Raw genomic sequence first — 13,211 nt, 5'->3', positions numbered from 1 at the left:
CCATCGCCTCAAGGTGTGGAGACACACCCCAAAATAATCCGCCGCTTCTCTCGGTTTTACATACCTAGCCATACCAAGCAGCCATACTGAACATATTGTACATTATTTTCAGTATAGTCCAGCATATCATTGACTAGAGTCATGCTCCAGCGGCTTTGGGCCACCCCCCTCGGAAAATAGGAGCTGCCAGGAGCTTGTCGGGCCCTAGCGCCCCTTGAGCTCCCGCTGGATCTCCCGCCGCGTCTCCCGTTCCTTAATTGCTTGTCGCTTGTCGTGGAGCTTTTTGCCGCGGGCCACGCCCAGGTGAGCCTTGATCCAGCCGCGGTTGAGCACCAGCCGCAGGGGAACCACAGTCAGGCCTTTTTGCTCCACCAGGCCCCGCAGCCGGTCGATCTCGCGGCGGTGCAACAACAGCTTGCGGCGGCGGGTCGGGTCGTGGTTAAACACCTTGCTGGCAGTTCCGTGGGGGGCAACATGCAAGTTGTGCAGCCAGGCCTCGCCATCGCGAAAGAGGGCAAAAGCGTCTTGCAAGTTGGCTTTGCCCGCTCGGATGGACTTTACCTCTGTGCCGGTCAGTTGGATCCCGGCTTCGTAGGTCTCCAAGATCTCGTACTCGAAGCGGGCGCGGCGATTCTCCACCAGGGTTTTGACGTTGGGATCCACAGCCATACGCTTTCAGAAGAGAGCTTCGTCCACCAGAGGGCCTAACGAGAGGCCAGGGAACCCTCCAATTTTTGCACTGCCCGTCCCACCAGGCGCTCGGATTTGCTGCGCCAGCGAAAGCGAATGGGGGTACCGGTGAAGTCGAGGTTTTGCCGGAAGTGCTTTTCCAGGTAGCGGCGGTAGTTCTCTTTGAACAGATCGGGATCGTTGACAAACAGGAGAAAGGTGGGAGGCCGCTCCGCCACCTGGGTGCCGTAGTAGATTTTGCCCTGCTTGCCCTGGCGGTTGGCGGGGGGTGACTGCCAGGCGAGGGCATCCTGGAGAACTTCATTGACCACGGAGGTGGCGATGCGCTTGCGATGGGCGGCTACCGCTGTGTTGACCTCGGCAAAGATGTTGTGGGTGCGCTGCCCCGTGAGGGCGCTGACAAACAACAGGGGTGCCCAGTCAATGAAATAAAGCCGCTCGCGGATCTCGCGGGTGTACTCGTTAATGGTGTGAGTATCTTTGTTTTCCACCGCGTCCCACTTGTTGACAACGATGATGCAGGCGCGGCCTTCTTCTTCGATGCGGCCAGCCAACCGCTGATCCTGCTCGGTTACCCCCTCCAGGGCGTCAATGACCAGCAGCACCACGTCCGAGCGCTGGATGGCTTTGAAGGCGCGGTTAATGCTGAAAAACTCCACCCCATATTCCACCCGGCTTTTTCTGCGGATCCCAGCCGTGTCGATGAGACGATAGCTCTGCCCCTCCCACTCCACCAGGGTGTCAACGGCATCGCGGGTGGTGCCAGCAATGGGGCTGACAATGGCCCGCTCGGATCCCACCAGGCGGTTGAGCAGGCTGGACTTGCCTACGTTGGGCCGCCCTACAATGGCCACGGCGATGGGATCCGGCTCATCTGCGGCTTCTTGGGCCACTTCGGGCAAGTGAGGCAGCACCGCCTCCAACAGCTCGGCTACCCCATTGCCGTGGACGGCAGAACAAGGGATCGGCTCCCCCAGCCCCAACTCCCAAAAAGCCGCCGCCTGCGCCAGGCCCAGTTGCCCCGACTCGCACTTGTTGACGGCCACCACTACCGGCAGGGGTTGTCTGCGCAGCCAATCGGCCAATTCTTTGTCAGCAGGGGTCAGCCCCTCGCGGCCATCCACCACAAAGATTACAGCGTGGGCCTCGGCCATCGCCGCCATGGCCTGCTGACGGATGTGGGGCAAAAACTCGCTGTCGTCGCAGAAGACCAGGCCGCCGGTATCCACCACCCGCAGGCGGCGCCCGTTCCACTCCACCTCTTGGTAGAGGCGATCCCGCGTGATGCCCGGCTCGTCGTGGACAATGGCCGAGCGCACCCCCGCCAGGCGGTTGACGAGGCTGGATTTGCCCACGTTGGGGCGACCCACAACGGCTACAAGGGGTAAAGCCACTGCTCCGCTTGCCAAAAAGCCGAACCCAGACTTCTATCCTAGCCTTTGGGATCCCAGATGCCCAAACCCGCTGATCTCAATCATTGCCCTGAAGGCAGCTCTGGCGGTAAGTTAGGTAGCTAACCTCCCATCAGACACCGGCTGCACTCGTTTCCCCTCCTTGCTATGAACCGTGCCCTCGCCCCTGCCCAGCGGCTGAACAAACTGCCTGCCTATGTCTTTGCCCGCTTGGATGAGCTGAAGGCCCGCGCCCGCCAGCAGGGGTTGGATTTGATCGATCTGGGCATGGGCAACCCCGATGGCCCCACCCCCCAGCCGGTGGTGGAGGCGGCCCAGGCCGCCATTGCCGATCCCGCTCACCACGGCTACCCACCCTTCGAGGGCACGGCTAGCTTTCGCCAGGCAATTGCCGAGTGGTATTGGCGCCGCTACGGGGTGGAGCTGGATCCCAATGGCGAGGTGCTGCCTCTATTGGGATCCAAAGAGGGCCTGACCCACCTGGCCCTGGCCTACGTGGATCCAGGGGATCTGGTGCTGGTGCCTAGCCCTGCCTACCCGCCCCATTTTCGCGGTCCCCTGATTGCCGGCGGGCAGATCTACCCACTGCTGCTGCGCCCGGAGAAAGGATGGCTCATCGACCTGCAAGAGATCCCGCCGGAGGTGGCCAAGCAGGCGCGGCTGCTCTACTTCAACTACCCCAACAACCCGACAACAGCGGTGGCGACCCGCTCCTTTTTTGAAGCAGTGGTGGCGTTTGCTTGCCGCTACGACCTCCTCCTGGTGCACGACCTGTGCTATGCCGAGCTGGCCTTTGACGGCTACCGGCCCACCAGCCTGCTGCAGATCCCTGGCGCCAAGGACTTGGCCGTGGAGTTCCACACCCTCTCCAAAACCTACAACATGGCCGGTTGGCGGGTAGGCTTTGTGGTGGGCAACCGCCAGATTATCCAGAGCCTGCGCACCCTGAAAACCAACCTCGACTACGGCATTTTTGGCGCCCTGCAAAAGGCGGCCGAGACCGCTTTGGCCTTGCCAGATAGCTACCTACAGCAGGTGCAGGAGCGCTACCGCCGCCGACGCGACTACCTCATTGCCCGCCTGGCCGAGTTGGGCTGGCAGATCGAGCCGCCGCGGGCGACGATGTACCTCTGGATCCCGACCCCCCGCACCGCCGACGGCACGCCCGAGGGATCGACGGAGTTTGCCCTGCGGGTTTTGGAGTCCACCGGGGTGGTGGTGACTCCCGGCAACGCCTTTGGGGAAGGGGGAGAAGGCTACGTGCGGATCAGCCTGATTGCCGATTGCGAACGCCTGGGCCAGGCCATCGACCGCTGGGCAGAAGCCGGGATCCGCTATTGCTGAGCTCTAGGGTTGGCCCTCTCCCCTAGGGAGAGGGGAGTTGGTATTGCTCCACGATGCGCCGGGCAAAAGGAGGCACATGCTGCTCCAGCTTGTGGGGATAGTGGCGGCGGACGTAGAGATAGTTGCGGACAAAGTGGGAGTCGATGGAAAAGCGGGCATATTCTAGTCCGCGCGGCCCAAAGCGCTGGATGGCCACCGCCAGGAGCTGGGCCAGCCACATGGGCAAGCTCAGGGCCTGCTCGTAGGCTTGGATCCCCTGTTGCACCGCCGCCCGCCGCGAGCCCCGCGAGATCACCGGCTGGGTTTCCAGCTCTTCCCAAACCAGATCCAAGAGCTCCCGCCCGCGCGCATTGCGCACCAGCAGCCATTGCCAGCCAAAGGGGGATCCCATATAGCCCACCACCAGATCGGCCAGGCTGTTGACGTAGTCAAAACAGGTAAGGCAAGAGGGGGCAAACACGTCTTTGAGTTCTTTGGTTTTGAGGCCAAAAAAAGGCACCTTTTCCACCGAGCCGTCTTCGTGCTTGAAGTGGACGTGGAAGTCCTGCATGAACTCGTAGTGCACCACCGTTTGCGGGGAGCGGCTGGTGGTTTCAAGAAACTTTTGCAGCCCGGCGCGGCTGACGTTGTCTACGCAGGGCGTGCCCAACACATAGAGCTTCTCCAGGCCCAAGTTTTTCTCCACCGCCCGCAAAGCCTGGATCTGGCAGCCCACCCCGATCACCAGCAAGCGCTTGAGGCCGCTTTGCTCCACCTGCTCCAGCACGGAGAGATTGGGCGATAGCGTTGGCTTGTTGACCCGCGCCGCCAAGACCGCTTCTGGGGTACGCGCCAAGACAGGCCGTGGCTGAAAGCGATCCCGGGGATCCGCCTGCACGCACACCACCCCTTCTACTAGGCCGCTGCTGAGGGCCTTCATGCCGATGCTGCTGACGATGCCCGTCCACTGGGCACCCGGGATCGGATCCCGCCGGCGGGCCGTGTACATTGCCTCGTAGACGCCGAAGTAGTCGCTGTCGCTGACGGCCTCCGATTTGGAGCGCAGCGATTCCCGCGATCGCCCGTGGGTTTGCTCTTCTAGGCGGGTGAACTGCTGGTTCAAAAAGGCACAGGCTTCCTTGACGTGGGCGACGTAGCGGGTATCGCAGAGGCCGCACTGGCTGCACAGCTCCTTGGCCGGGTAGTGGCCGGAGCGGATGGGCCGGGCCGGACGCGGTAAACGGGATCCCATAAGGTCTAAACCGTAGCCGTGGCGGGGTACCTTCTTCAGTTTGCCGCCAAAACCGCAGACGGCGGGCAGAGGAGTTGAAAGATCCCCGATCCTGCCCAACGCTCGCCCGCCCCTCCAGAGTTGCCCCCAGACAGAGAGGAAAAGCCAGATCCCCTGAGTTGCCCTTTTGTCGGCAAGCGGCGATGCAACAAAGGCCCCCTCAGCCTCTGCCCAAACCACTTTCGAGGGCCCAGCGGGCCAGTTCGGTGCGGTTGTGCAGGCCGGTTTTGCTCAGCATGTTGCTGACATGGCTTTCGACGGTGCGCTGGCTCACTCCCATCACCTCGGCAATCTCGCGGTTGGACATGCCCCTGGCCACATACTGGATCACCTTGGCTTCCGTAGGGGTGAGCTCGATTTCCCGATCTAACTTGATGACCGGCTGAATGCCCGCATTCTGCATTTGCAACAGGCGCTCGGTGTGCTTGAGGACGGACTCCACCTGAGCCACCAGCTCTTCCGGCTCAAAGGGCTTGACCAGGTAAACATCTGCCCCCGTGTTGAGGCCGCGCACCCGATCTGCCGTTTGCCCGCGGGCTGACAAAAAGATCACCGGAATCCAGTCCGTCGCGCTGTTGGAGCGAATGGTCTGGACAAACGTGTAGCCATCCATCTCCGGCATCATCACATCGCAGATGATCAAATCCGGAGTAAAGTGGCGCATCGCCTCTAACCCTTCCAGGCCATTGCTCGCCGCAACCACCTCGTAGCCGCGAAACTCCAGGTAATCCTTCACCAGAAGGATCAGGTTTGGATCGTCGTCAATCAGCAACAATCGCTTTGGGTTGTCCACTGCTCATCCCTTTGCTGCAAGAAAGCCCAAGGAAAAAGGATAGCCCGCTTAGCGAACCTCTGGACAAATCGGCAAATCTACAGCCGAGGTGGCGCCAAGAAAAAACCTGCCAACCTCTAGCCGGTTCGTCAGTTTCCCCTAAACCTGGATAATAAGGTATCACATACAGACGGAGGTGGCGGCATATCCAAAGAAACACGAAGAGGCCGGGTACCTCCTCTGGCCGGCTCGGCAACTGCCTCCGCCCTGCCTTGGGATCCTCCCGCTGGCAAGCGCTCGCCCTCTGGGGCTGGTTTGGCTTGTCGGGTTTTCCCCATGGGCAGGAGAAGTAGAGCCAGGAGAAAATACAATTCTGGCGGCAACCTACATGGGGAAAGAGGGTGGAAAAGGGCACGCTGGTCGAGTTTCGCCACAACAACGAGCGGGTACTGGCAGTAGTTGAGGGCACCGAGGGCAAAAAGAACCTGCTGCTGGGCGTGGCTTCGGGGCAGGTGCACAGCGTTCACCCTCGCCAAATTACGTTTGCCTTGAACGGCAATTCCAGCTTTACGGTGTCCGATATCCCGGGCTTTTGGCAGGCGGTGCAGGCAAAGTTGGATCCCGAAAGTTTGGCTTTGGCCTGGGAATTGGTTCAGGAGGAGCGTCGGCCCCTGAGCCTGTCGGAGATGGCCCAGTTGTTGTTTTCCGACGATTCCCCGGTCTCCACCTATGCTGCCTACCGTCTTTTGAGCGAGGATTACGTCTACTTTAAGGCAAAGGGGGAAGGCTACGAGCCGCGTACTCCGGCTCAGGTGAAGGAAATTCTCCATCAAATTGCTGTCGCCCAGCAGCGGCAGCAGGAGCAGGCCGAGTTTGAGGCCCGCCTAAAGGCAGCGGTGGCCCAGCCTGGGCAAAAGTACACTTGGAGCCCAGCGGAACGAGCTCGTCTGGAGGTGCTGGAGCGCCTAGCTTTGCAGGGAGCGGCGGCCAGCATTCGCAGCCACGAGGATCTCTCCCACAACCTCACCCCCTCGGATCGGGAGCGGGTCTCGCAACTGCTGCAACTGATGGGATTTCCCGACACTCCTCAAGGAGCCTTTGACGCCCTGGTAGCCCTGGGCCTGTGGAGCCGCCACGAGAACCTGGCCCTGCGCCTTACGGGGATCCCCACCCAATTTCCCAAGGAGGTGGAGCGCTACGCCCAAACTTTGCTTGGCGGGCCTCCCCCCTTCTTGGATCTGCCTCTGCGCCGGGATCTCACCCATCTTCACACCTACACCATCGACGATGCCAGCACCCGCGACATCGACGATGCTCTCAGCGTCGAGTTTGAGTCGGATGACGAGGTGAAGCTCTGGATCCACATCGCCGATCCCAGTTGTTGGGTGCGGTGGGGGGATCCCCTCGACTTAGAAGCCCGCAAGCGGGGCACCAGCGTCTATTTGCCGGAGCGGGTGATCCCGATGTTTCCATCGGAGTTGTCCACCGGCCCGATGAGCTTGGTGCAGGGGGAGGTGCGGCCTGCCCTTAGCTTCGGCATCCGGCTGGGATCCGACGGGGCCGTGCGCGACTACGAAATTTGCCTCAGCCAGATCCGGGTCAACTACCGCCTCACCTACGACGATGCCGACGAGATGCTGGAGTTGGGGGCGGAGGCCCAATTGACAGCCATTGCTCGGGCAGCGCGCTGGCGCTACGCCTGGCGACTGGCGCAAGGGGCGATCCCCATCGGCCTGCCGGAGCAGGACATCAAGGTCATCGACGAGATCCCCCACCTGCGGGTGATCGAGGATACGCCGGCGCGGCAGATGGTGGCGGAGATGATGGTGCTGGCCGGTGAGGTAGCCGCTCGCTTTGCCCGCCAAAACGGGATCCCGGTGCCCTATCGCCTGCAGCCGGCTCCTGAGCTGCCCCCGCCGGAGGTTTTGGATCTGTACCCCCAGGGTCCGGTTCGGTCGTTTGCCATCATGCGCTGTCTCTCGCGGGCGGAAGTGGCCACCCAACCGGGGCGACATACGGGGCTAGGGCTCGATGCCTACTGTCAGGTGACCTCTCCCATTCGCCGCTACCTGGATCTGGTGGCCCACTACCAGATCAAGGCTTTTTTGCGCGGGGATCCCTTGCCCTTGACAGAAGCCAAGGTGCAGCAATTGTTGCTGGGGATCGAGCCAGGCACGGCCGAGGCCGCTCAGGTGGAGCGCAAGTCCAAGCGCTACTGGAGCATCGAGTACCTGCGTCAGCGACCGGGGCAGATTTGGCAGGCCTTGGTCTTGGGCTACCTGCGCGAGGAGGAGAACCTGGTGATGGCCATGCTGGATGAGATTGCCTTTCGCGTGCCGGTGCGCTTGGAGCGGCAGGTGCCGCTGGGGGCCTGGATCGAGTTGGAGGTCCTCCAAGCAGATCCCCGTGCTGATGTAATTGAGTTGCGGGAGGTAAGAGACTTTGCTCCCTAAAGAGGGGGGTAGCTGATACAACAGAGGAGGGTCATCCCCGTTCCCCAGGAGGAGTTCCATGGCCACACGACCTTCTGGCCCGCCGCCGATTGTCTATATTCTCCTGATTGCCATCTTGGGAGGGGGCGGCTGGTATGCCCATCGTTCAGGCTTGCTCAGCTCCTGGTTTAGCCGCACCTCTGGGAGCCCGACTGCTCAGCCCCAAGCCCCAACAGCGCCCAACCCCCCTCAGACCCAGGTACCCAACCCGCCTGCCAACGCCGTTAATCTGGATACTTCTCTGCCCAACCCAGTAGTGCTCCAGGTGGATGGCAGCGTCACGATGATCCGGCTCGTCTTGGCCCTGAAGGGAGGCTACAGCCAGCGCAACCCCAGCATCCCCATTACCTACGGGATCCCGGATGGCAAGCCCAACGGCTCCAACGCCGGCCTCAAGGCCCTGATGGAAGGTCGCATCCAGCTTGCTGCCAGCTCTCGCCCCCTCAATGCCAGCGAAGTCCAGGCGGGTTTGCAGGCCATCCCGGTGGCCAAGGATGCGCTGGCGGTGGCGGTGGGGGTCAACAACCCCTACAAGGGCGGCCTGACGCTGCAGCAATTGGCCGATATCTTCCAGGGTCGGATTACCAACTGGAGCCAGGTGGGCGGTCCGGATCGGCGGATTCGGGTCCTCAACCGCGCCCCCCAGAGCGGCACCTACAGCGTTTTCCAAGAGCTGGTGTTATTGGGGTCGCCCTTTGCTCCCGATAACCCTCCCTACTTCACCACCGCCACAGAAGATGTCACCACCCCTCTCCTGCGGGCTTTGGGAGAAGATGGCATCACCTACAGCACTGTCGATCAGGTGCAAAACCAGCAAACGGTGCGGATTGTGCCCATCGACGGCCAGATGCCCACCCGTGAGGCCATCCAGAGGGGCAGCTACCCCTTGGCGCGGAATGTGTTTTTGGTGGCACCTCAAAGAACCAGCCCTGTGGTGGCCGATTTCATCAACTACGCCCTCTCGGATCAAGGCCAACAGATCATTGGCCGCACCGAGTTCATCCCGCTGCGCTAGCCAGCCTAGCGGTTGGCGCGGTACAGCAAGGCCCCGCCTATGCCTAGGCAGACGCAGTTGGGCAGCCAGGCTGCCACCTCTGGCCCCAGCGTCCCAATCTGCCCCAGCGCCTGGCTGACAAACAGGAGCACATAGTAGGCAAAGATAATCAGCACGCTGAGGCCCAAGCCCAAAGAAGAACTGGTGCGCTGGGGTCGTAGGCCCAGCGGGGCCCCGATCAGGGTGAAGGCCAGACAGGCAAAGGGGATGGCGTACTTCTGGCTAAGGTTGACCTGGAGGCGGCGTACCCGCTGCAGGTCCCCGGAGCTGGCAAGAACCTCAAGGTAGCGGCGCAGCTCTGGAATGTTCATCTCCTCGGGGCTGCGAACCTCCTGGGCCAAATCCAGCGGCGCCCGCGACAGACGCAGCTCCTGGCGGGCAAAGGTGGCGATGTTGCTGTAGGTGCCGTCAGGCGAAACGATGTAGGTGGTGCCCTCCTCAAACACCCAGAGGTTCTCCCGGGGATCCCAGCGCCCCCGCTGCGCCAGCAGAATTTGACTGAGAGCCTCGTTAGAGACATCCAGGACGATCACGCCGCGCATCTCTTGGCCATCGAAGCTGCGGGCGTAAAACTGACGGGTTAGCCCTTGCCGGCGGGAAAAAGTGCCGTCTGGCTCGGGCGCGAGGATCTCGCCGAACTCTTGGTAGAGGATGTTCTCGCGGCGGAACTCTGGACTTCGGTTCAAAGCGCGGTTTAGAGTCAGGGCCGCCTGGCGGTTGCTCACCGGCACCACCAGCTCGTTGAAGAGAAACGTTAACGTCGTCACCAAGAGGCTGAGAAGGAGGGCCGGCACCACCAGACGATAGAGGCTCACGCCGCAGCCGCGCAGGGCAGTGATCTCGTTATCAGCAGACAGGCGCCCATAGGCCAGCAACGTCGCCAGCAACATCGACATGGGGAACGTCAGGACGATGATCCCCGGCGCCCGCAACACAAACACTTGCAACGCTGCTGAAAGGGACAGCCCCGCCTCTACCACTAGCCGCACCAGCTCAAACAGGGATCCCACTGCCATCACCAGGGTGGTGAACGCTCCCACCCCAAAGAAAAAGGGCAGGAGCATCTCGGAGATGATGTAGCGATCCATCAGGCCCACCGCGCAAACGATGGAGAGCCTGTTGCAAGACTGCTTGATTGAAGGAGGAGTAGGGGGAGAATGAAGTTTCACAAAACCAAGGGAAGTAGCAGTCAGGACAACCCGAAGGCTGTTAACGACTCTAGACCGGAACGCTGGCCAACAAAAGGTTAATCGCCTCCCTTTTTCACCCTAACTTGCCTATGATCGACCCAAGGCGGGCTTGGGCCGGGCGTTGGGCTTGTTTGTCTTGAGATAGCTTTCAGCATGGCTTCCTCTTCCCCCTCTTCGCCTAAGCGTTTGCTAGAGCAGCTCCTGGAGCTGCGACAGCAAGTTGTGGAGGGATCCCAGAAGTACTTGACCGCCTGGGGCAGCCCCTGCAACCCCTCCCCCGCTCTCGAGAACCTAGCTCGGTATTTGGCGCTGCGCCAACACGATCTGCGCGACCTGCAGTTAGAATTGGCCGCCCTGGGGCTGTCGTCGCTGGGACGCTGTGAATCGCGGGTTTTGGAAAGCTTGGATGCGGTGATCGCCATTTTGGCCGCCGCTCAAGGGCTGAGCCACAAGGGACCTAGCTATGAAGCGTTTTACGCCGGGGATATGGCCCTAGAGCAGCACACCGAGGCTCTTTTTGGCCCTCCTTCTCCCCACCGCCGTGCCCGCATCATGGTGACCTTGCCCGGCGAAGCCGCCGAGCAGCCCGAGCTGCTGCTGCAACTGTTACAACGGGGCATGAACGTGGCCCGCATTAACTGCGCCCACGACGATCCCCTGGTGTGGGAAAAAATGGTGGCCCACTTGCGCCGGGCCGAAGCCCAGACTCAACGGCGCTGCAAGATTTTGTTCGACCTGGCCGGCCCCAAGATCCGCACGGGCCCGGTGGCCATGCCCCCCGGCAAAGCCAAGGTGTACGGTGGGGATCGCATCCTGCTCACGGCAGCCATTCCGCCGGTCGACTCTGACATCTGCTGCCAGGTGGCTTGCACCCTGCCGGAGATCTTGGCCCACCTCAAGGTGGGGGCAACTGTCTGGATCGACGACGGCAAAATCGGCGCTCGTGTAGTGGGGATCGAGCCGGCAGGGGTGGTGCTGGAGGTGGACAAAGTCGCCCCGCAGGGCAAGAAGCTGCGGGAGGAAAAAGGCCTCAACTTTCCCGACAGCCAGCTCTCGATCCAGCCCCTCACCGAGAAAGATCGCCAAGACCTGGACTTCGTGGTGCGGCATGCCGACCTGGTGGGCTATTCCTTTGTCCAGCAGCCGGCGGATTTGCAGTTGCTGTTTTCTGAGCTGGAGCGGCGCCAGGCCCGGCCCGATCTGGGCTTGATCCTCAAGATTGAAACGCAGCGAGCGGTGCAAAACCTGCCCACTCTGATCGCGGCCGCCGACGGCTGTCGACCGCTGGGGGTGATGATTGCCCGGGGAGATCTGGCCGTGGAGATTGGCTGGCTGCGCCTGGGCGAGATCCAGGAGGAGCTGCTGTGGATCTGTGAGGCCGCCCATGTGCCGGTGGTCTGGGCTACGCAGGTGCTGGATCAGCTCACCAAGGAGGGCCTGCCCTCCCGGCCTGAGCTTTCCGATGCGGTGCTGTCGGCCCGGGCCGAGTGCGTCATGCTCAATAAGGGCCCCTATCTCCTGGAGGCGGTTGCCCTGCTGGACGAGCTGCTGGCCCGCATGCAGGCCCACCAGCACAAAAAAAGCCAACGCCTGCGAGCTTTGTACTCCTGGCGATGAGATGGAGCGGCATCAAAGACGGAACTTCTCCCCCAGGTAATACTTGCGCACCAAGGGATCCGCCGCCAGCTCCGCTGGTGTGCCCTTGGCCAGGATGGCGCCGTCGTTGAGAATATAGGCCCGGTCGGTAATCTCCAGCGTCTCCCGCACGTTGTGGTCGGTAATCAAAACACCGATGCCCCGCTGCTTGAGCTTGGCCACCACCTCTTGAATATCCGCCACCGCAATGGGATCCACCCCCGCGAAGGGCTCATCCAGCAGCAGGAATTTTGGCCCGTGGATCCCGGCTGCCAGGGCGCGGGCGATCTCGGCGCGGCGCCGTTCTCCCCCCGACACCTGCAAACCCAAACTGTGGGCCACATGGGCAATGCGAAACTCCTCCAGCAGGTGGTTGAGCCGCTGCTGCCAGAGGCGGCGAGGCACCCCCGTCTGCTCCATGATCAGCAGCAGGTTGTCTTGAATGCTGAGGCGACGAAAGATGCTCGGCTCCTGAGCCAAGTAGCCGATCCCCAAGCGGGCCCGGCGATGCATCGGCAGATGGGTGATGTCCTGGTCATCCAGCCAGACATGGCCTCGGTTGGGCTGGATCAGGCCGGTCATGATGTAGAAGGTGGTGGTTTTCCCCGCCCCATTGGGCCCCAGCAGCCCCACAACTTCTCCCTGCTGAATGTGCAAGCTGACGTCGCTCACCACCTCACGGCGGCCATAACGCTTACAGATGTTTTCCAGTCGAATCTGCATAGGATCGGCACAGGGTTGCCGTTCGATGCTGACTGATTCTGGAGGGCTAGTTCCACAGAGGCTTCTCTCCCAAGGCTGCCCCGAACTCGACCCCTGATCTAGAGGGGGACGAGCAGAATTGACCACCTGCATGGGAATTGGGAAGATCTTCAGATACGGTTGCCGGATGCCGCAACTGCTCGCGCTGCCCCCGGATGGGATCCCTGGCCTTTCCCATGCTCCGCTGTCCAGCTTGCCATTGGCTCAACCTCGACTCCGATCGTCCCTGTCGCCGCTGCGGTTGCTTCCTGCGTTGTCGCCCTCTCCCCCCCTGGGAAAGCTTGCCCGTTGCCCGGCCGGAGGAAACGCCAGCCGAGCCATCCTTCTCGGCTGGCAACCCGCTAGGATTGCGTCTTGGCTGCCTCGGCGATACTTTCGGTTTTGCTGGGACTGGGGCAACTGTCTTGGCATTGGGTGGATCCGCTGCTGAAAGATCCTCCCCCGCCCGGCGATAGCCCACAAGCTCTGGGGCGATAAGGCCACAACGTCATCACACCTTGGGAGCGTCTGTCGATCCACAAAACCAGGCAGATCTGTGCAGTGGCCGAAGCCGGCAGATGCCACTATCATGTGACCAACGCAAAACAACC

Annotated in this window: 10 protein-coding genes and 1 pseudogene; 4 read left to right on the top strand and 7 right to left on the bottom strand. The window is 61.8% G+C overall.

The window, feature by feature from the left end:
- The 3 genes and pseudogenes from ACVW0R_RS06390 to der all read right to left on the bottom strand — a co-directional run.
- A pseudogene (locus ACVW0R_RS06390) lies at positions 1–72 on the bottom strand (IS607 family transposase); the annotation flags it as partial.
- 132 nt (positions 73–204) lie between these two features.
- The gene (smpB, locus tag ACVW0R_RS06385) at positions 205–669 is read right to left on the bottom strand and encodes an SsrA-binding protein SmpB (protein ID WP_011430083.1); all 465 of its coding nucleotides are present in this window, start codon (positions 667–669) and stop codon (positions 205–207) included.
- A 35-nt stretch (positions 670–704) separates the two neighbouring features.
- Positions 705–2,084: a ribosome biogenesis GTPase Der gene (gene der / locus ACVW0R_RS06380; RefSeq protein WP_457501819.1), complete on the bottom strand. Its 1,380-nt coding sequence runs from the start codon at positions 2,082–2,084 to the stop codon at positions 705–707.
- 165 nt (positions 2,085–2,249) lie between these two features.
- On the opposite strand from der, the gene ACVW0R_RS06375 reads away from it, so the two are divergent.
- Complete coding sequence (locus ACVW0R_RS06375; RefSeq protein WP_011430081.1) at positions 2,250–3,446, top strand: aspartate aminotransferase; 1,197 nt, start codon at positions 2,250–2,252, stop codon at positions 3,444–3,446.
- Between the two features lie 22 nt (positions 3,447–3,468).
- Here the strand turns inward: ACVW0R_RS06375 and ACVW0R_RS06370 are convergent, their stop codons facing one another.
- Complete coding sequence (locus ACVW0R_RS06370; protein WP_457501818.1) at positions 3,469–4,677, bottom strand: Coenzyme F420 hydrogenase/dehydrogenase, beta subunit C-terminal domain; 1,209 nt, start codon at positions 4,675–4,677, stop codon at positions 3,469–3,471.
- A 199-nt stretch (positions 4,678–4,876) separates the two neighbouring features.
- On the bottom strand, positions 4,877–5,509 hold the full coding sequence (locus ACVW0R_RS06365) for a response regulator transcription factor (RefSeq protein WP_099812190.1): 633 nt from the start codon (positions 5,507–5,509) through the stop codon (positions 4,877–4,879).
- 380 nt (positions 5,510–5,889) lie between these two features.
- Between ACVW0R_RS06365 and ACVW0R_RS06360 the strand changes: the two genes are divergently transcribed.
- Positions 5,890–7,941, top strand: coding sequence for a ribonuclease catalytic domain-containing protein (locus ACVW0R_RS06360; protein WP_457501817.1), 2,052 nt, complete (start codon positions 5,890–5,892; stop codon positions 7,939–7,941).
- A gap of 58 nt (positions 7,942–7,999) precedes the next feature.
- Positions 8,000–8,995, top strand: a complete 996-nt coding sequence (locus ACVW0R_RS06355; protein ID WP_099834926.1) for a phosphate ABC transporter substrate-binding protein — start codon at positions 8,000–8,002, stop codon at positions 8,993–8,995.
- Between the two features lie 5 nt (positions 8,996–9,000).
- Here the strand turns inward: ACVW0R_RS06355 and ACVW0R_RS06350 are convergent, their stop codons facing one another.
- Positions 9,001–10,122 (bottom strand): LptF/LptG family permease, encoded by a 1,122-nt coding sequence (locus tag ACVW0R_RS06350; RefSeq protein ID WP_457501816.1) that lies wholly within the window; start codon positions 10,120–10,122, stop codon positions 9,001–9,003.
- A gap of 255 nt (positions 10,123–10,377) precedes the next feature.
- Here ACVW0R_RS06350 and ACVW0R_RS06345 point away from each other — a divergent pair, with 255 nt between their 5' ends.
- The gene (locus ACVW0R_RS06345) at positions 10,378–11,841 is read left to right on the top strand and encodes a pyruvate kinase (protein WP_099884049.1); all 1,464 of its coding nucleotides are present in this window, start codon (positions 10,378–10,380) and stop codon (positions 11,839–11,841) included.
- 12 nt (positions 11,842–11,853) lie between these two features.
- On the opposite strand, the gene lptB is transcribed toward ACVW0R_RS06345, so the two are convergent.
- Entirely contained in the window at positions 11,854–12,582 is a 729-nt protein-coding gene (gene lptB, locus ACVW0R_RS06340; RefSeq protein ID WP_011430074.1) for an LPS export ABC transporter ATP-binding protein, read from the bottom strand.
- Between the last annotated feature and the right edge of the window lie 629 nt (positions 12,583–13,211).

The sequence above is a fragment of the Thermostichus sp. MS-CIW-15 genome (assembly GCF_054060575.1).
This window is presented reverse-complemented; position numbering and strand designations above follow the sequence as displayed.